We start from the raw sequence: 18,357 nt of genomic DNA on the forward strand, positions 1-18,357 counted from the left end.
TTTATGAAAAAAATATTAGTTGCTATGCTATTTTTTACATCTTTTACTTTTGCAAATAAATTAAAAGTAGTAGAATTAGATAATTTAGCAAATAAATATGTGGTGTATAGTTCTATAAATTGTTCAGCTTGTAGGGAAGAATTTAAAGAAATACAAAAAATTTATAATAAATACAAGGAAATGGCAAACATAGCAGTAGTTCTATATCCCAGTGATGAAAATGAAGTTAATTATAAATTTATAAAAGATAATAATTATACTTTTGAAGTATATTATGACCAAGATCATAAAATCGATAAATTATTGAAGATAGAATATGTTCCAACAATATATAAATATGAGAAGGGTATTTTTAAAAAGAGTGCTGATGAATTTCTTACAGAAGAAAATTTCTATAAAAATGAAAAGAAAAATATAGATAAAAAATTAAGAAAAAAACTTAAAGAAATTATTGTTGAAGATATAAAAGGGAAAAAATTTAATTTACTTAAATTATTAGAAAAAAATGACTATATATCTTACTTGTCTGGAGAAATTAAAAACAAGAAAGCCGTAATATTGGTAGATGATAAAAAATACTTAACAAAAGATAATTATTTTATAGAAAAAAATAAATTAGATAAGGGAATTATTGAGATTGTTTCCTCATATATTAAACCATATTAAGCTGCCTATTTTGGCAGTTTTTTATATTCCATTTTGGTTAAAAAACTATCGCAAGTAAAAACAACGAAGATAGACTATAAAGAAAAAAAGTGAATTTTAAAAGGGAAAAAGAATTAGGAAAAAAAGTGATTGTGGTATATAATAAAGATATATTGTGGTTTAAGTGCTTTTGTAGCACAAGATATATGGTAAAGGAGTGAATAATGATAGTTATAAAAAGAGACGGAAGAGAAGTCGAATATGATAAAAGTAAAATAATTAATGCAATAAATAAGGCTAATGCTGAAGTAGTACTAAAAGACAAAGTTAGTGTAGAACAAATTGATGAAATTATAACATCATTAGAGAAAAAAATTAATAAAAAAATTACTGTTGAATCTATACAAGATTTTATAGAAACTAAGCTTATGGAATATGATAAATATGAATTAGCAAAGAAATATATAATATATAGATATACAAGGGCCTTAGTTAGAAAGGCTAACACAACAGATGATTCAATTTTAAGTTTAATTAGTAATAAAAATAAGGAAGTTGGGGAAGAAAATTCTAATAAAAATGCAAGTGTAGCTTCAACACAAAGAGATTTAATAGCGGGAGAAGTGTCTAAAGATATAAGCAGAAGAATTTTAATACCTGAAAAGTTGAGAAAAGCACATGATGATGGTGTGCTACATTTCCATGATATGGACTATTTTTTACAACCCATCTTTAATTGTTGCCTTGTAAATATTAAGGATATGCTAGAAAATGGTACAGTGATGAATGGTAAATTGATTGAAAGTCCTAAAAGTTTTCAAGTAGCTTGTACTATTGTTACACAAATTATTGCTGCAGTTGCTAGTAGTCAATATGGAGGGCAATCGGTTAATATTAAACATCTTGGGAAATATCTAAGACGAAGTAGGGAAAAATATTATAATATAACTAAAGAAAAATTTGGAAACCAATTGAATGAAGATTTATTAAATAAAATAGTTGATGATAGATTAAAAGATGAATTAAGATCAGGAGTTCAAACAATACAATATCAAATTAATACATTAATGACTACAAATGGTCAATCACCCTTTGTTACCTTATTTCTTGAAATAGATGAAAAAGATCCATATATAAATGAAGTTGCTATGATAATAGAAGAAATATTAAAACAAAGATATGAAGGTATAAAAAATGAAAAAGGTGTATATATTACACCAGCCTTTCCTAAATTAGTCTATGTACTAGATGAATGTAATGCACTAAAAGGTGGAAAATATGACTACTTGACAAAACTGGCAGTTAAATGTAGTAGTAAAAGAATGTATCCAGATTATATAAGTGCAAAAAAAATGAGAGAAAATTATGAAGGAAATGTATTTAGTCCTATGGGGTGTAGATCATTTTTATCACCATATAAAAATGCTGAAGGGAAATATATATTTGAAGGAAGATTTAATCAAGGAGTTGTTAGTTTGAATTTAGCTCAAATAGGAATCTTGGCAGCAAATGATGAAAAAAAATATATGGAATTATTAGATGAAAGATTACAATTAGCATATGAAGGACTTATGTTAAGACATAATAGATTAATGGGAACTCCATCAGACATTTCGCCTATACATTGGCAATACGGAGCTATAGCTAGATTAAAAAAGGGAGAAAAGATTGATAAATATCTAATGAATGGATATTCAACAATATCATTAGGTTATATAGGACTATACGAAGCAACAAAATTAGTAGTTGGAGAAAGCCATACAACAGAAAAAGGTTCAAAATTTGCCCTAAAAGTTATGCATAGATTAAGAGAAGCTTGTGATAAGTGGAAAAAAGAAACAGGAATAGGCTTTGGTTTATATGGAACACCAGCTGAATCATTATGTTACAGATTTGCAAAAATAGATAAAAATAGATTTGGAAGTATAAAAGATATTACAGATAAGGGTTACTATACTAATTCATATCATGTAGATGTTAGAGAAAAAATTGATGCTATGAGTAAATTTATATTTGAATCACAATTTCAATCTATATCAAATGGAGGAGCAATTTCTTATGTTGAAATACCTAATTTAACCAAGAATTTAGAAGCAATAGAAGAAGTTGTTAAATTTATGTATGATCATATACAATATGCTGAATTTAATACTAAATCTGATTATTGCCATGTTTGTGCATATGATGGAGAAATAATAATAAATTCAGATGGAGATTGGGAATGCCCTCAATGCCATAATAAGGATCACAATAAAATGAATGTAACTAGAAGAACCTGTGGATATTTGGGAGAAAATTTCTGGAATGAAGGAAAAACAAAAGAAATAAGTAAAAGAGTCTTGCATCTATGAAATATTCACTTATTAAAGAAATGGATGTTGCAAATGGTCCGGGTATAAGAACTTCTTTATTCGTTAGTGGTTGTAAACATAAGTGTAAGGGCTGTTTTAATGAGAGTATTTGGGATTTTAATATAGGAAAAGAATTTACTCAAGAAACAATAGATCATATTATTAATTTATTGAAAAGAGAATATATAAAGGGTTTAACTTTATTAGGTGGAGAACCTTTGGATCCAGACAATCAAGAATGTGTATATGAATTGGTAAAACAAGTTAGAGAACAACTTCCTAATAAGAGTATCTGGTGTTATACAGGCTACACATATGAATTTATTGTGGGTTATATGTATAAAAAATTACCCTATGCAAAGAAAATATTAGATTCTGTAGATGTTCTAGTTGATGGTAAATTTATTTTAGATTTATTAGATTTAAAATTACAATTTAGAGGCTCTGCAAATCAGAGGGTTATAAATTTAAGACAAACTGAAAAGGAGCATAAAATAATTTGGGCTTTAGGTAAGGAAGAAGAGGCAAAGTATATAAAAAGAGTACAAAGAAATAATATTTAAATTTGTCTAAAAGGTATGCTTATGCTATAATTATCTGAAGGAGGAGTATTTATGGATGAATTAGGAAAAATAACCATATCTTCAACAGTAATAAAGGATATTATAGTTGAAGTCTTAAAAGATGTAGAAAATGTTGTTGGTGTTAGTGAAGATGAAGTTAAAACAAAATTTACAAGTCTATTTAAGAATGATGATAAAAAGAGTCTTGAAGTTGAAATGGGAGAAACAGAATGTGTTATTGATCTATCAATTTCAGTTGTGTATGGTTGTAAAATAAAAGAAGTTGCAAAAAAAGTACAAAATGATATAAAAAATAAAGTAGAAGAATTAACAGGTGTTAATGTTAAAGAAATTAATATAGTTATTGCAAAAGTAGTCAAAAAGGAAGATGAATAAGGGGGTATACAATGTTTAAAATACTAGTAAGGATAATAAATTATATCTTTTTAATTTTGTTAGCCCTTTGTTTATATTTTCTAGTAGTAGATCCAAATTTTATTGCTAATATTTTAGATGAATTTTCAATGCTATTATCTACAAATAATTTAGTTAAATTTGTTTCACAAATAGTTATAATAATATATTTTGTATTTATTATTTTTTCATTATTGGAAAATTTATTTAAAAAACCAAAAAAAATAAAGGTAAGTAGTGAAAATGGAGAAATAGAAGTAACACTTAAAACTATAGAAGAAATATCAAAGAATTTTTTAGAATCAAAAGATATTGTTAATGTTGCAAAAGTTTCTGTTAAATATACTCATAAAGGACCTATTATTAATGCAAATATTGAAAATTTTAAGACAGATGAAATGAATACAAAGTTAGCAAATATAGCTACAGAACTTACAAAATATATAAAAAATATGTTGGGTGTAACTGTAAAAAAGGTTAATTTAAATATAAATAAAATAAATACGAGTCAAGTTATAGAAGAAAATATTGAAACAGAAAAAGTTGAAGAAATTAATGATGATGTAGTAGAAATAGATTAGGAATAGTTATGGAACAAAGAAAAATAAGAGAAGAAATTTTTAAAATATTATTTGAGCATGAATTAGTATCTTCTAATATTTTTGAAAGAACAAAACAATTTTTAGAAGAAAATAAACTTAGTAATTCAAAAGAAGAATTTATAAATCGTTTCATGAAAGAATATAGTGAAAATGAACAAGAGCTAGTAACTGGCTTGAAAAAGTATCTTAAAACATGGTCTTTTGAAAGATTAGGAGTAGTTGAAAAAGTTCTTTTAAAAATGTCATACTATGAAATTGTTTTGAAAAAAGAGGAATATGAAATTGTAATAAATGAAGCAGTTGAGCTTGCAAAAATATATGGAGATGTAAAAACTAGACAATTTATAAATGGTGTATTAGCTGATTTAGTTAAAGAAATGAGATAATATGGAAAAGGTAATTGTATTTTCAAACAAAGAGAAAACTTTAATTGAAATAAAAAAATCAACTTCATATGAGAATATTATTTTAGACTTAGGGGATTTAGATATAGATCCCCCATTCTTAAATTATATACTAAAAATTTTTAGATTATTAAAAAGTAATAAGCAGAAAGTTGTCTTTATTTCAAAAAAAGGTCTTAATAATGAAATGAATAAATATTTTAGATTTTTTCAAAGTCTAGATGAATATAGAAAAATGAAGATATTTACAAATTTTACAATTAAGATCTACTTATCCAATACCTATTTAAGAGATTTATTAAGAGATACCTTTGTATCCAATGGCTTCTTAACTAAGGAAAGAGAAGAATTAAAATTTTTAAATAAGGAACATGATTCTAAGGATAGGGATATATATATTATAAATTTTGAAAAATATCAAAGTGAAAAATTAAATGAAATAAAAAAAATAAAGGCAAAGAATCAAAATTGCAAAATAGTCCTATTAATAGATAAACAAATGGCATATAGGGCATTGAGAACTGTAAAATTAGGTGTGGATAGTATAATAGAAAAACCTGTAAATATAGATGAAATTTTAGCTACTGTGAAAAATTTAGCTATGCAAAGTAGGTTACAAAAAGAAAATGAAGAATTGAATAGAAAAATAGAAAAAGAATTAGCCTTGGCAAGTGATATACAAAAGAATTTATTACCTGAAAAAAATATAGAATTTAATGGCTATAGGGTAGAGTATTTATTTCAACCATCTCAAAAAATTGGTGGAGATTTTTGTGATGTTTTAAAGCTAGATGAAAATAGACTTGCAATAATTTTTGCAGATATTTCAGGACATGGAATCCCAGCAGCCTTATTATCAACTATGCTTAAAAGTCTAGTAGTTACTGAAATAAAGAAATATATGAAAACTAATGAATTATTAGAAAAATTAAATGAAAGAATTATAAATATTTTTCCTGATGGAAAATTTGTTAGCCTATTTTATTTGATTATAGATAGTGCAAAAAATACTTTTACTTATTGTAAAGGTTCACAAGAACCCGCCTTATTATTAAGAAATAATAAAGTGGAAAAATTGGAAACTGAAGGACAAGTTTTAGGAATATTTTCAAAGAAAAATTTTCCAGATCTAGTTAATTTTGAAGAAAAAAGTATGGAATTTAAGAAGGATGATGTTATTTTACTCTATACAGATGGTATAACAGAAGCACATAATGAAAATGGCTATTATGGAGATGAACATTTAGAAAAAGTATTTTTAAAAGAAAAACAGGATATATATAAAATAAAGGAAAGTTTAAATGAATATATTTTAGAAGATGATTTAACCTTACTTACAATTTGGAGAGATAATGAAAATATATAAGGTAATTGGCATGAGTTGTAAGGCTTGTGCAGTAAAAATAGAAGAAAATTTGGAAAAAAATGGTGTAAAATTCAAGCTAAATTTTATTGCAGAAAAGCTTGTTATAGAAAATAAAAATGGTATAGATGTAGTAAAAGTTGTAGAAAATTTAGGCTATAAATTAGTTGAAGATACTGAAAAAGTGGAGGAAAAAGAAGTAAATTTAGGTCTTGTTGGAGTACTTTCTATTATATCAATGAGTTTAGCAATGTCTTCAATAAAAAATAGTGGATATTTTCAATTACTTCTAAGTTTAATTGTAATATTTTTATCAAAAGACATATTATTTCTTGGTATAAAGAGTATAATTAAGTTGACCTTTACTATGTATTCATTAATTAGTTTGGGAGTACTAATTTCTTTTGTATATAGTGTATACAATTTAATTATTTTAAAAACTAATCTAATATATTTTGATAGTACCTGTATGATTTTATTCGTGGTGCTATTAGGAAAAAAGATAGAAAAGAAATTAAAGAAAAATACAAATAAGGCTATAGAAAATTTAACTAGTATCATTCCTGATAAAGGAGAGGTTAAAATAGGAGATATATTAACCTTGAATAAGGATTCTATTGCGAGCTTTGATGGGAAAATATTAGAAGGTTTTGGTATATTTGATGAAAAATTAATAACAGGTGAAAGTAAACAAAAGATAAAAAGAAAAAATGATAGAGTTTATGCAGGTTGTAAATTAATAGATGGGAATATAAAATATATTATAGATTTAAAAAAAGAAGATATGGTGATTTATAGAATAAAAAATATGCTAGAATTAGCTTGTAAAATACAGTCACCACTTACTAATTTTACAGATAAATTAACAAAAGTATTTGTTCCAATAGTAATATTAATATCTTTTTTTACCTATGTAATAGGTAGAAATATTAATAATGCAATATGTGTTCTTTTAATTTCTTGCCCTTGTGCAATAGGCCTATCTATACCTATTTGTTTGATAGTAATAGTTGGTAGTTTAGCTAAAAAAAATATATTAATTAAAGATGGAAGTGCAATATTAAATTCAATTAAAATAGATAAAATAGTATTTGATAAAACAGGGACTTTAACAAAAGGGAAACCTATTGTAAAAGATATTTCAATAAATGCTGAAGATATAGAGTATGTATATAATATGGAGAAAAATTTATCACATCCTATAGCAAAATCAATTAAGGAATATTTAAAGAAAAATTATGTAGTAGAAGATAAGGATATTAATGTTAGAAATTATCAAGGCCTTGGTGTGGGATATTCAGATTATCTTGTAGGTAGCATAAATCTTATGCTAAGGAAGGGCATAGATGTAAGTAAAATAAATAATAAATATAAGGACTTGTCAAAAGAGGGTAAAACTGTTATACTAATATCTAAATACAAAGAAATTAGAGGTTTAATTACATTAATAGATGATATTAATGATAATGCCCCTTTATTTATTAATTATTGTAAAAAAAACAATATAGATATGAGTATACTAAGTGGAGATAATAGGTATACTACAAAATATATTGCAGATAAATTAGGTATAGAAAAATATAATTTTGAGGTTTTACCTTATGAAAAGAGTAAATATATCGAAGATATTCTTGAAAAAGATAAAGTTGTAGCTATGGTGGGCGATGGAATAAATGATATCGTAGCAATCAATAATGCAAATATAGGGATAGCTATTAATAAGGGAGCTATACCAACTTTGGAAACTAGCGATGTTGTAATAAATGACTTAATGGATATTACTATATTACAAAAATATAGCAAACTTTGTCTTAGATATATTAAAGAAAATCTTTTTTTTACAGTGATATATAATATATTTGGGATAATGATAGCAACAGGTATATTGGGTATTCAATTGACACCAATGATAGCCTCTATATGTATGATGTTAAGTTCAATATCAGTTTTGTTAAATACATTAAGATTAAAAAGGAGTTGTAATAGATGAGAGAAAAAATATTAATTATTGATTATGGTTCACAATATAGCCAATTAATTGCAAGAAGAATTAGAGAAATGGAAGTGTACTGTGAAATCACATCAAGAGTTGATGTTAATAAGATAGGAAACGATGTAAAGGGAATAATTTTTTCAGGAGGACCAGCTTCAGTATATGAAGAAAATTCACCTAGTGTAGATAAAAAAATATTTGATTTAAATATACCAATATTAGGTATATGTTATGGTATGCAATTAATAACATATTTAAATGGTGGAATGGTTGAAAAATCAAATAAAAGAGAATTTGGTAAAGCAACATTAGAAATTATAGAAGAAGGAAATCCTTTATTTAAAGGTGTACCTAAAGAATCTTTAGTTTGGATGAGTCATGGAGATCATATTACAAAAATGGCAAAAGGATTTAGAACTATTGCTAAAACAAGTTCATCTAATGCTGCAGTTTGTAATGATAATAAGGTATACGCTCTACAATTTCATCCTGAAGTTCTTCATTCACAATATGGTAAGAATATGATAGAAAATTTCATATTTGACATATGTAAAATAGAAAAGAATTGGAAAATGGGAGATGTAATAAAGGAAAAAATAGAAGATATTAAGAAAAAAACTAAGGGAGAAAAAGTTTTATTAGGTTTATCTGGAGGAGTTGATTCATCTGTTGCAGCATTATTGATTAATAAGGCAATAGGAGATAAATTAGTTTGTGTCTTTGTGGATACAGGCTTATTAAGAAAAGATGAAGCAATAAAAGTTAAAAAGCAATATGAGAGCATAGATAGCTTTAATATAGTTTTTGTAGATGCTAAAAAGAGATTCTTAGAAAAATTAAAAGGTGTAGTAGACCCTGAAGAAAAAAGAAAGATAATAGGTAAAGAATTTATAGAAGTATTCAATGAACAAGCTAAAAAATTACAAGAAGAAAAAGAAATTAAATTTTTAGCACAAGGAACTATATATCCAGATGTAATAGAATCTGCTAGTGAAGATGGCTTATCACATACTATTAAGTCACACCATAATGTTGGAGGGCTACCAAAAGATTGTAAATTTGAATTGATAGAACCACTAAGAAACTTATTTAAAGATGAAGTAAGAAAGTTAGGTAAAAATTTAGGTTTATGTGATGATTTGATAAAAAGACATCCTTTCCCAGGACCTGGTTTAGGTATTAGAGTAATAGAAGAGGTTACTGAAGAAAAAGTTAAACTATTACAAGAAGCAGATGATATATTTATAGAAGAATTAATAAAAAATGGACTATATGATAAGGTAAGTCAAGCTTTTGTAGTGCTATTACCTGTTAAAACAGTAGGTGTTATGGGAGATGTTAGAACATATGAATATGTAGTTGCAATAAGGGCAGTAAATACTATTGATTTTATGACAGCAACATTCTCAAAATTACCTTATGAATTTTTAGAAATAGTTTCAAATAGAATAGTTAATGAAGTTAGAGGCGTAAATAGAGTAGTTTATGATATTTCATCTAAGCCTGCAGCAACAATTGAGTGGGAGTAATCGCAAAAAATCATAGAAATGGCTTAAAACAAGGCTTTTGAGCTTATTGAAACGAGCGACTGGGACAAAATTGGGTAAAGATTTCAAAAGTAATAAATTGAGTAATAGCTCCCAGTGGCTTTACAAGAAAATACAAAAGACCGTAGCTTAGTTGTTACGGTCTTTTTGTTCTATAACCCATAAACTTGAAATTGTCTGTAAATTAAAATGAATAATCGTACCTAACACCAATACTACATTTTCTATTATCATAATCCCTTTTTTTAAAACTATGTTAGATGTACAAAACACGGTCATTATTATCAGAATAATATATTCAAGTGCCTTATCAAGCAATAGTGTTATACCAATTACTTAGACTGCTATTGTGATTGTTCATTTATAGTTTTTTAGCAATGTTTTTCATTCATTCCCAACTATTATTTCAAATTTTGAGCATAAAACAATTGAATTTATTGCTTATCCGTTAAATTGAATTATTAATAATACTTTATTTTAAGTTTTCATTCATTAGAAACATCTTTATATCTACTTTTGTACTTATATGATTCTATTTAATAATTTTATTCGCTTCAACTCTATAATTAATTTTCGAGTTTGAGCTGCATATTTATCTTTTCTATTAAAGTAAATATATATTTTTATTATTACGATTACAATGAAAACAAGTATTAAAACTGCTGTTGCTATTGCATATATTTTAACTCCATTTTGAATTAATTTTTTATCTATTAAACTACAAGCAATAATTCCTAATATCAAAAAAAACAAATTTGCTCCAAATGATGATATCGAGTTTAATATTGGATATTCTTTATGTAATTCATTTATAGGCTCCAATTTCAACTTAAAATACTCAATAACGTTAGTAATCTTTTGAGAGTCAACATTATTTTCAATTAATATTTCACATATTTCATTATCTCTCATTCTAATCATTTCATTTCGATAGTTTTCTAATTTATCCATATTTTTGAACAGAAAAAATATGGTAATAAGTACTAATATGCTCCAATAAATAATCACAGGTATACTGTTCTCAAAAGAGCAAGGGGCTTTACATTCATTATTGCTGAAGCGGAAGAAGTAATTTGTTGGATACAAAAATAAAGTTCTTTCAAAATTTAGCTCTTAAAAAATATAGTAAAAATGCTATAATATATAAAATAACTTCATAAACGTATAATTAAGGAGTGAAAATATGAAAGTCAGTTATAATGAATTGTGAAAAGTTTTAATAGACAAAAATATGAATAAAAAAGCTTTAGCAAATGCTTGTGAATTATCTCCTGCAACTATATCCAAAATGGGCAGAGGAGAGTTTGTTAGCATGGATGTTTTATATCGTATCGGAACCAAATTAGGTGTTGATTTTGGAGATATGGTTTCAATTATAGAGCAAAAGAAATAAACAAAACTTGAGGTGACAAAATGGAATCTCAAGTTCTAAAAGATGGAGGTATTTATCTCAGAAGATAAAAATCTCGTCATTGTTGACAATAAAGAAATACAGAATATTATTTATACCATTAGAGGCAAAAAGGTAATGGTTGATAGTGATCTCGCAGAATTATATAAAGTTACTACTGGCAATTTAAATAAAGCGATGAAAAAAAATTTATCAAGATTTCCAGAACACTTTTGTTTTCAATTAAAGGAACTTGAATATGAAAACTTGAGATTCCAAAATGGAAGCTCAAATTTCAATAATAATTATGGTGGCAGAAGATATATGCCATATGTATTTACAGAACAAGGTATCGCCATGCTTTTTGCTGTTCTTAAAAGTGATGTAGCAGTCGAAGTCAGTATTAAAATTATGAATAGCTTTGTGGAGATGAGAAGATTTTTGATTTCCAATCAAGAGCTGTTTTCAAGATTGGATAGGATTGAGTTAAAGCAATTGGAAACAGATAAGAAGCTGGAAGAAGTATTTAATTATTTAGCTACCAATACTGAGGTTAAGTAAAATATCTTTTTCGATGGGCAAATTTATGATGCGTTTAGCTTTATTGTAGGACTTGTTAAAAAGGCTAATTAAGAAATAATTTTGATTGACAACTATGTAGATGTCAACACCTTAAATATTTTTTGCAAGAAGAATAAGAGTGTAGATGTTGTAATTATGACAGCAGGAAAAGGAAATCTATCAACAAAAGATATAACGAAATTTAATGCTCAATATACAAAGCTATCAGTTAAAACTACAACAGATTTTCACGATAGATTTTTAATCATAGATAAAGTAGAAGTTTATCATATTGGAGCTTCTATCAAAGATGCTGGTAAAAAGAGCTTTGGAATTACAAAGATAGAAGATGAAGATTTAGTTAATAGTTTGGTAAATAAAGTGAGGTAGAGTATGGCGAATTTATATAATAAAAATTTTCAAAAAAGAAGTATAATTGTTCTGGTAATTTTAATGATATGATACGACTTGTTTTGAGATAAGCAAAACAATAGGATATGATAAGAGAAAATTAAGATCAAAGATGAGTGTAGTTGAGGTTAAATAATGTTAGAAAAGAGGTTGAATCGATGGATTCACAGTATATTGGAGCGAAGTTTTATAGCAAATCGGATTTGAGTATTGGATGGAACTTGGAAAAAGCTGAAAAAATAATTAATGTTTTTGATGAAACCAATACGGGATATACAATAAACAATATTTTGGAAATGTATAATATTTGTTTATTATTTGATTCTAAGGTTATGTTGCAGTCATGGAGTGAAGAGTACTATAGGAAATTAACCTCAGTGGCAAATAGTTTCAGACCCATAATAGGAAGATTTTTTTCTGACATTGATTACTTAGGTATTAAAACTTTTTATCCTGAAATTAGCATTCACTATAGGAATTCTTTTTGGGATGTGTTTGAGACATATAAAATTTATAAAAATATATCTTCTGAAGAATTTATAAGTTTGTTAGAAATATTTAATGTTCCACTTTATATAATCTTAGAGCATAAGGACATAGTTCAATATTATAATAATGAAATTAGTGATTATATGAAGCAATCTAAGTCTAGTGCTGAGATTTTGATTTCGCATCATCTAACAAGTAAAGAAAGAAACCATAAGATATATTATATTCCAAGTGCATTACAAACAAATCGGAGAATCGAAATAATAGAAAAGTATATTGATAGAGAGGATGCTAACCAGAATTATTTATTTCTACTTTCTAAATCTCGAGGGACAAAAGAGTTTCCTATTAGTGATAAAATTCGATTAAAGTCAAAAAGACAACATGAAAGAATTGTTGAAAAAAGCTTTGAATCTGGCACAGGATTTTCATTTGGAGCTATTGTGGGCTTTTCTAATAACAAAGAAGAGATTGATGTTTCTTATGAAGATGAATTGAATCCCAAAATTATATATAGTCGTTTATGGTTAGAAGAAAATTTAGATAATCCAACACTACTAAATAATTTCATATATCTTTTTGGATATGTAGATCGTTTTTTCAGATCAACTTTTCCATCAAATAAAAATCACATTGGAAGTCTTGAAAGATTAGTTGGCGTAAAAGGAAATAGAGAGTACGCGATTGGAGTATCCTTTATGCTTAAAGAAATGATATCTAGTATGCAAATTAGAGCATATTATTATGAACTTCATAAATTAGACAAAAGATTGGAAAATATTTTCAAGTGGTTTTTTGAAGAATACCTTAATAAAGAGTTCAAAGCAGAAGGTTTTTCTCTATTAATACCAAGTTCGGAATCATCTTTTTTAGAAAAAATGAGAACAATGTGTTCCGAGTTGGATTCAATTTTAAGACAATTTATGCTTTTTGTTAATAATGGGGAGATAGATATGGAATTATTAGAAATATCAAGAAACTCACCATTAATAGAAGATATTCCGAGTTTTTTTGAAAAAAAATATGGATACATAGTCGATACAGAATTATTAAATATTTCGTACTTATTGTTTTCGGATCAATCCGAACTAGCTTATGTTGAAAGCAAGAAAGATTATAATAATTTTGCAGATTTAATAAAGAATGAGGATATGTTATTTTCAGATTTCTTTGAGTATCAGGTTTTAAGCCTAAACTGGCTAAAAGATAAAAATATTATTCATGAAGATAAACATGGATATATACGTTTTAGAATGGAAATAGTAAGAATTTTAGAGGATTTTTATAATAATGATGTGATATGCTTATCCTATTACAAAAATAGGGATTTATTAGACGAGTTAATCACTAATAAAAAAGTTATATTTGAATCTACACTTTTTTCCAAACCAGAGCAGGATTATTTAAACTATATTCTTAATGACAGGCAATTTGATAATGGACCTGCTATTAGAAATAAGTATTCACATGGTAATAACACTCAACGCATAGAAGTACATGAAAGTGATTATTATCAATTGTTAAAGATTTTTGCTTTAATGGTTATCAAAATTAATGAAGAGTTTTGCTTAAAAGATGATTTGACAAACGATGATAATTTATAAATTTATCTGGAACTGGGACTGGGACGGGACTAAAATTTTGAAAATGTCCTATAATTAGATGGATTTGGTGATACTCTAAAAAAATAGAACCTAGTATTTTGAATGGTTTGGGATGTATCGGACGTTTGGAAAAGAAGAATGGGAATAGTCCTGTGAAGAAAAATGTGTATTAGGGGAAGAAATTTATATAGTAGACCTTAACTAGATTGCAAAAGCAACTAATACAACTGGGGTTATTTATAAAAATAAAATTGAATCAATGAATAAACAGATAGAAAAATTATCAAGAGAAATATGGCAGATTCACGCCCTTTTATTAAACAGAACAGAATAGCTTCCTTAAAACATTTTAAACCTGTAAGAAGTTTTGAAAATATAATTAATTGAAATGCTTATTTTTAAAATAGACCAGGTTTTAGAAGTAAAAAATATAAGCAAAAACAAATTAGAAAAAAAAGCAAACCTTCAAAGGACACAACTTAATTCTTATTGTAATAACAAGGTTAAAAGAATTTACTTAGAAACTATAGCAAAGATTTGTTATTCAAAACTGGATGAGAAATAGAAATACTCTCGAATTTATAGGCTTACGGTAAGTTTTAAATAATCCGAATTTTAACCGTGTGCAATTCGACACGTTTAGAAATAGGAAATATTTAAATATTTTATCAAAATATGGAGGTGTCATAACACCAGATTATAGCTTATATCGTGATATGCCACTATCTATGCAAATATGGAATATATTTAGGAGTAGAGCCTTAGGTTCTTATCTACAATCTAACGGAATAAAAGTTGTACCAAATGTTAGATTTTCAGATGAAAGAACTTATGATATAGCTTGTGCAGGGGTAAAGAAAAATTCAACAATTTCACTTAGTACATATGGATTAATGAAGATAAAAAAAGAAAAAGAAATCTTTAAAAAAGGATTAGATTATGTAATTAGAAAATTAACTCCTAAAACATTAATAATATATGGAACTACTCCATATGATGTATTTGGAAAATACAAATTACAAAGAATAGAAATATTGTCCTATGAAAGCAAAATTTCTAAAATCCACAAAATGGAGGTTAATTAATGGGTAGTGGAAATTTTGGGGGATTTAAAAATACTAAAGGATCATTAAAGCCTGAACATCTTATGGAAGAATTAAGAAATAGTGGAGTTAAATTTACTGAAGAAGACATTGTAATGATTGCCAAACAAAAAAAAGGCGAGCTTTTATGGCTTGAAAGAGGAAATAAAGTAGCAGGATTAATACACATTGAAGAAGGTCATTCTGAAAATTTAAAATCTGCATTTGGAGTGAATGAAAACTCCATACCTTCATTTATAAAGAATGTTATAGAACAAGGAGGAAATAGTTTCTAATGTTAAAAAAGGTAAAAAAATACCAGAATATATGATTTCGGTGGTAAACATTATGTACTATGTGCACTTGGAACAAACGGATTTATTGTTTCAGTTTATCCAAGATAGGAGGTTATATGAAAAAATTAAAACTCATGCTAGATTTTGGAGGAGGTCCAATATGGACTGAATATTTTGATAAAGAGAAAGGAAGATTATTAACAGGAATTGAAAAAGTAGACAATGATAAAGAATTATGGGATATAAATGAAACAATTCAAGAATTATTTACATCTTACTACCACTTTGATTATAATGATCAGGCTTGCTTTTTCGATGAAGAACAAGAGAAAAAAGACAAATATAAAATGCTTGCATTATTAGAGAAATTAAAAAAAAGACTATATGAAATAAATGATGGCTCTTTTGAAATTGATGATAGAGAAACTGAAAGGGTTAAAAATTTATAATGAAAGAATTAGATATTGTAGAATTGAAAAAGGATTACAAAAAAATTGTTAAGTTGAGTTTTTTGATAAAGATGGAGATACCATAGATGTAGTCATGACTCCTTTAAATAAATTAGAATTTATAGAGTCATTCTAATATAATTTAAACTTTTATAAATAGAGCTTGTAAAAAATGAATCATACAAGCTCTATTTTTATATCCATTTGAATAAATTATAAAGGATAGGGTAAATTTATCAAGAGGATTATGTAAATCTAGTTTTTCAATAAATACGTCTCTGAAATCACATTTAATTCCGGTACTGGGACTGGGACGGAACTAAAAATTTGAAAATGTCCTATAATTAGGTGAATTTAATGGTGTTAGAAAGAATAAAACCTAGCATTTTGAATGGTTTGGGATATATTGTACGTTTGGAAAAGAAGAATGGGAATAGAGCGTGTTTTCTCATAAATAGTTTAAAATCAAGGATTGTAGCTGTTGAAAAAAGTGGGTATTTTACTTTTCAGACAAACATTATTTAAATCTTTAAAAATCACAGTGGTAATGTTATAATATATAAAATAACTTCGTAAACTTATAATTATAAAATATAAATAAAAAAGATTTGGTGAATGTTTGTAAATTATCTTCTGCAACTATATCTAAAATGGGCAAGTTTGTAAGCATGGATATTTTATATCGTATCGGAATCAAATTAAAAGATGAAGGTATTTATGATAGAAGATAAGAATCTTGTCATTGTTGATAATAGAGAAATACAGAATATGATTTATATGTTTAAAGGTAGGCAAGTGATGATAGATAGGGATTTAGCTTATCTTTATAATGTTGAAACTAAAGTGTTGAATCAAGCAGTAAAAAGAAATTTAAATAGATTTCCAGAACATTTTCATTTTCAATTAACAGAAGAAGAATATGAAAACTTGAGGCCACAATTTGTGACCTCAAGCGAAAATACACATGGTGGTAGAAGATATATGCCATATGTATTTACAGAACTGGGAATGTTACAAAATAGATAAAAATATGAATAAAAAAGATTTGGTGAATGCTTGTGAATTATCTCCTGCAACTATATCTAAAATGGGCAAGTTTGTAAGCATAGATGTTTTATATCATATCAGAACCAAATATGGAATCTCAAGTTTTAAAAGATGGAGGTATTTATGTCAGAAGATAAAAATCTTGTCATTGTCGATAATAGAGAAATACAGAATATGATTTATACATTTAGAGGTAAGCAAGTAATGGTAGATAGTGACCTTGCAGAGTTATATAAAGTTTCTACCGGTAATTTAAATAAAGCGATGAAAAGAAATTCATCAAGGTTTCCAGAACATTTTTGTTTTCAATTAACTAAACTTGAATATGAAAACTTGAGATTCCAAAATGGAACCTCAAGTTCAAATAATAATTATGGCGGTAGAAGATATATGCCATATGTATTTACAGAACAAGGTATTGCTATGCTTTCTGCTGTGCTTAAAAGTGACGTGGCAGTGGAAGTTAGCATTAAAATTATGAATAGTTTTGTGGAAATGAGAAGATTTATCCTTTCAAACAAAGAGATGTTCGCTCGTCTTGACAGAGTGGAGTTAAAACAATTGGAAACAGATAAGAAACTGGAGGAAGTCTTCAACTATATAGCTGCCAATACTGAGGTTAAGCAAAATATATTTTTCGATGGGCAAATATATGATGCATTTAGCTTTATTGTGGGACTTGTTAAAAAGGCTAAAAAAGAAATAATCCTAATTGACAACTATGTGGATATCAATACCTTAAATATTCTGTGTAAGAAAAATAAAGGAATTAATGTTGTTATTGCTACATCAGGAAAAGGAAGCGTATCAGCAAAAGATATAGCAAAATTTAATGCTCAATATCCAAAGCTATCGGTTAAAACTACTACAGATTTTCACGATAGATTTCTAATATTAGATAAATCTGAAGTTTATCATATTGGAGCTTCTATAAAAGATGCTGGTAAAAAAAGCTTTGGAATTACGAAGATAGAAGATAAAGACTTAGTTAAGAGTCTTATAAATAAAGTGATGTAAAGTATGGCAAAAATTATAATTAAGATATCCTTCATTAAAAGAAGTTAATTATATGGCTTTTTGAGAAACTATAGAAAATAAGAATGGAAATAGAGTAAAAAAAATAAATAAAAAGTAGGGTGAAGTAAA

The 18,357-nt window shown here is 26.5% G+C and carries 20 protein-coding genes; 19 read left to right on the top strand and 1 reads right to left on the bottom strand.

All coding sequences use genetic code 11. From position 1 onward, the window contains the following. The first annotated feature begins 3 nt into the window (after positions 1-3). The 9 genes from AWT65_RS03190 (at position 4) to guaA (ending at position 9,864) form a co-directional block, all read left to right on the top strand. Complete coding sequence (locus tag AWT65_RS03190) at positions 4-666, top strand: TlpA disulfide reductase family protein (protein WP_066729297.1); 663 nt, start codon at positions 4-6, stop codon at positions 664-666. Between the two features lie 203 nt (positions 667-869). After that, on the top strand, positions 870-2,996 hold the full coding sequence (gene nrdD / locus AWT65_RS03195; RefSeq protein WP_066729299.1) for an anaerobic ribonucleoside-triphosphate reductase: 2,127 nt from the start codon (positions 870-872) through the stop codon (positions 2,994-2,996). Then, complete coding sequence (gene nrdG, locus AWT65_RS03200) at positions 2,993-3,559, top strand: anaerobic ribonucleoside-triphosphate reductase activating protein (RefSeq protein WP_066729306.1); 567 nt, start codon at positions 2,993-2,995, stop codon at positions 3,557-3,559. The genes nrdD and nrdG overlap by 4 nt, the downstream gene beginning before the upstream one ends. A gap of 51 nt (positions 3,560-3,610) precedes the next feature. Continuing rightward, positions 3,611-3,955: an Asp23/Gls24 family envelope stress response protein gene (locus AWT65_RS03205; RefSeq protein WP_066729308.1), complete on the top strand. Its 345-nt coding sequence runs from the start codon at positions 3,611-3,613 to the stop codon at positions 3,953-3,955. Between the two features lie 11 nt (positions 3,956-3,966). Next, complete coding sequence (amaP, locus tag AWT65_RS03210) at positions 3,967-4,554, top strand: alkaline shock response membrane anchor protein AmaP (RefSeq protein WP_066729310.1); 588 nt, start codon at positions 3,967-3,969, stop codon at positions 4,552-4,554. An 8-nt stretch (positions 4,555-4,562) separates the two neighbouring features. Continuing rightward, positions 4,563-4,961 (top strand): transcription antitermination factor NusB, encoded by a 399-nt coding sequence (gene nusB, locus AWT65_RS03215; protein ID WP_066729312.1) that lies wholly within the window; start codon positions 4,563-4,565, stop codon positions 4,959-4,961. A 1-nt stretch (position 4,962) separates the two neighbouring features. Beyond that, entirely contained in the window at positions 4,963-6,345 is a 1,383-nt protein-coding gene (locus AWT65_RS03220; RefSeq protein WP_066729314.1) for a PP2C family protein-serine/threonine phosphatase, read from the top strand. Next, complete coding sequence (locus tag AWT65_RS03225) at positions 6,332-8,332, top strand: heavy metal translocating P-type ATPase (protein WP_066729316.1); 2,001 nt, start codon at positions 6,332-6,334, stop codon at positions 8,330-8,332. The genes AWT65_RS03220 and AWT65_RS03225 overlap by 14 nt, the downstream gene beginning before the upstream one ends. Next, complete coding sequence (gene guaA / locus AWT65_RS03230) at positions 8,329-9,864, top strand: glutamine-hydrolyzing GMP synthase (RefSeq protein WP_066729318.1); 1,536 nt, start codon at positions 8,329-8,331, stop codon at positions 9,862-9,864. The genes AWT65_RS03225 and guaA overlap by 4 nt, the downstream gene beginning before the upstream one ends. A 540-nt stretch (positions 9,865-10,404) precedes the next feature. Here the strand turns inward: guaA and AWT65_RS03235 are convergent. Then, positions 10,405-10,794: a hypothetical protein gene (locus tag AWT65_RS03235; RefSeq protein WP_066729320.1), complete on the bottom strand. Its 390-nt coding sequence runs from the start codon at positions 10,792-10,794 to the stop codon at positions 10,405-10,407. Positions 10,795-11,101: 307 nt separating this feature from the next. Here AWT65_RS03235 and AWT65_RS03240 point away from each other — a divergent pair, with 307 nt between their 5' ends. From AWT65_RS03240 to AWT65_RS03275, 10 genes are all read left to right on the top strand, one after another. After that, positions 11,102-11,275: a helix-turn-helix domain-containing protein gene (locus AWT65_RS03240; protein ID WP_269744837.1), complete on the top strand. Its 174-nt coding sequence runs from the start codon at positions 11,102-11,104 to the stop codon at positions 11,273-11,275. A gap of 42 nt (positions 11,276-11,317) precedes the next feature. Further along, on the top strand, positions 11,318-11,833 hold the full coding sequence (locus tag AWT65_RS06585) for an ORF6N domain-containing protein (protein ID WP_198142942.1): 516 nt from the start codon (positions 11,318-11,320) through the stop codon (positions 11,831-11,833). Positions 11,834-11,914: 81 nt separating this feature from the next. After that, a complete protein-coding gene (locus tag AWT65_RS06590; RefSeq protein ID WP_198142945.1) occupies positions 11,915-12,223 on the top strand; it encodes a hypothetical protein in 309 nt (102 codons plus the stop codon). A gap of 179 nt (positions 12,224-12,402) precedes the next feature. Next, complete coding sequence (locus tag AWT65_RS03250) at positions 12,403-14,337, top strand: hypothetical protein (protein WP_066729323.1); 1,935 nt, start codon at positions 12,403-12,405, stop codon at positions 14,335-14,337. Between the two features lie 388 nt (positions 14,338-14,725). Next, complete coding sequence (locus tag AWT65_RS06875) at positions 14,726-14,902, top strand: helix-turn-helix domain-containing protein (RefSeq protein WP_083497806.1); 177 nt, start codon at positions 14,726-14,728, stop codon at positions 14,900-14,902. Positions 14,903-14,960: 58 nt separating this feature from the next. Continuing rightward, complete coding sequence (locus AWT65_RS03255; protein WP_198142943.1) at positions 14,961-15,422, top strand: DUF4417 domain-containing protein; 462 nt, start codon at positions 14,961-14,963, stop codon at positions 15,420-15,422. Beyond that, complete coding sequence (locus tag AWT65_RS03260; RefSeq protein ID WP_198142944.1) at positions 15,422-15,715, top strand: hypothetical protein; 294 nt, start codon at positions 15,422-15,424, stop codon at positions 15,713-15,715. Before AWT65_RS03255 ends, AWT65_RS03260 begins: the two co-directional genes overlap by 1 nt. 116 nt (positions 15,716-15,831) lie before the next feature. Next, a complete protein-coding gene (locus AWT65_RS03265) occupies positions 15,832-16,164 on the top strand; it encodes an RNA helicase (protein WP_066729325.1) in 333 nt (110 codons plus the stop codon). A gap of 717 nt (positions 16,165-16,881) precedes the next feature. Beyond that, positions 16,882-17,190 (top strand): ORF6N domain-containing protein, encoded by a 309-nt coding sequence (locus tag AWT65_RS03270; protein ID WP_066729326.1) that lies wholly within the window; start codon positions 16,882-16,884, stop codon positions 17,188-17,190. Between the two features lie 144 nt (positions 17,191-17,334). Beyond that, entirely contained in the window at positions 17,335-18,228 is an 894-nt protein-coding gene (locus tag AWT65_RS03275) for an ORF6N domain-containing protein (protein WP_066729327.1), read from the top strand. Positions 18,229-18,357: the final 129 nt, after the last annotated feature.

It is taken from the genome of Sneathia sanguinegens, assembly GCF_001517935.1.
GTDB lineage: Bacteria > Fusobacteriota > Fusobacteriia > Fusobacteriales > Leptotrichiaceae > Sneathia > Sneathia sanguinegens.

What these genes read in the sequence shown, in the direction of transcription:
- AWT65_RS03270 (WP_066729326.1), top strand. Translation starts at nt 16,882, where the DNA reads ATGATAGAAGATAAGAATCTTGTCATTGTTGATAATAGAGAAATACAG.
- AWT65_RS06875 (WP_083497806.1), top strand. Translation starts at nt 14,726, where the DNA reads ATGCTTATTTTTAAAATAGACCAGGTTTTAGAAGTAAAAAATATAAGC.
- AWT65_RS03235 (WP_066729320.1), bottom strand. Translation starts at nt 10,794, where the DNA reads ATGAGAGATAATGAAATATGTGAAATATTAATTGAAAATAATGTTGAC.
- AWT65_RS03250 (WP_066729323.1), top strand. Translation starts at nt 12,403, where the DNA reads ATGGATTCACAGTATATTGGAGCGAAGTTTTATAGCAAATCGGATTTG.
- nusB (WP_066729312.1), top strand. Translation starts at nt 4,563, where the DNA reads ATGGAACAAAGAAAAATAAGAGAAGAAATTTTTAAAATATTATTTGAG.
- AWT65_RS06585 (WP_198142942.1), top strand. Translation starts at nt 11,318, where the DNA reads ATGGAGGTATTTATCTCAGAAGATAAAAATCTCGTCATTGTTGACAAT.
- AWT65_RS03220 (WP_066729314.1), top strand. Translation starts at nt 4,963, where the DNA reads ATGGAAAAGGTAATTGTATTTTCAAACAAAGAGAAAACTTTAATTGAA.
- nrdD (WP_066729299.1), top strand. Translation starts at nt 870, where the DNA reads ATGATAGTTATAAAAAGAGACGGAAGAGAAGTCGAATATGATAAAAGT.
- guaA (WP_066729318.1), top strand. Translation starts at nt 8,329, where the DNA reads ATGAGAGAAAAAATATTAATTATTGATTATGGTTCACAATATAGCCAA.
- AWT65_RS03275 (WP_066729327.1), top strand. Translation starts at nt 17,335, where the DNA reads ATGTCAGAAGATAAAAATCTTGTCATTGTCGATAATAGAGAAATACAG.
- nrdG (WP_066729306.1), top strand. Translation starts at nt 2,993, where the DNA reads ATGAAATATTCACTTATTAAAGAAATGGATGTTGCAAATGGTCCGGGT.
- AWT65_RS03260 (WP_198142944.1), top strand. Translation starts at nt 15,422, where the DNA reads ATGGGTAGTGGAAATTTTGGGGGATTTAAAAATACTAAAGGATCATTA.
- amaP (WP_066729310.1), top strand. Translation starts at nt 3,967, where the DNA reads ATGTTTAAAATACTAGTAAGGATAATAAATTATATCTTTTTAATTTTG.
- AWT65_RS03205 (WP_066729308.1), top strand. Translation starts at nt 3,611, where the DNA reads ATGGATGAATTAGGAAAAATAACCATATCTTCAACAGTAATAAAGGAT.
- AWT65_RS03190 (WP_066729297.1), top strand. Translation starts at nt 4, where the DNA reads ATGAAAAAAATATTAGTTGCTATGCTATTTTTTACATCTTTTACTTTT.
- AWT65_RS03225 (WP_066729316.1), top strand. Translation starts at nt 6,332, where the DNA reads ATGAAAATATATAAGGTAATTGGCATGAGTTGTAAGGCTTGTGCAGTA.
- AWT65_RS03265 (WP_066729325.1), top strand. Translation starts at nt 15,832, where the DNA reads ATGAAAAAATTAAAACTCATGCTAGATTTTGGAGGAGGTCCAATATGG.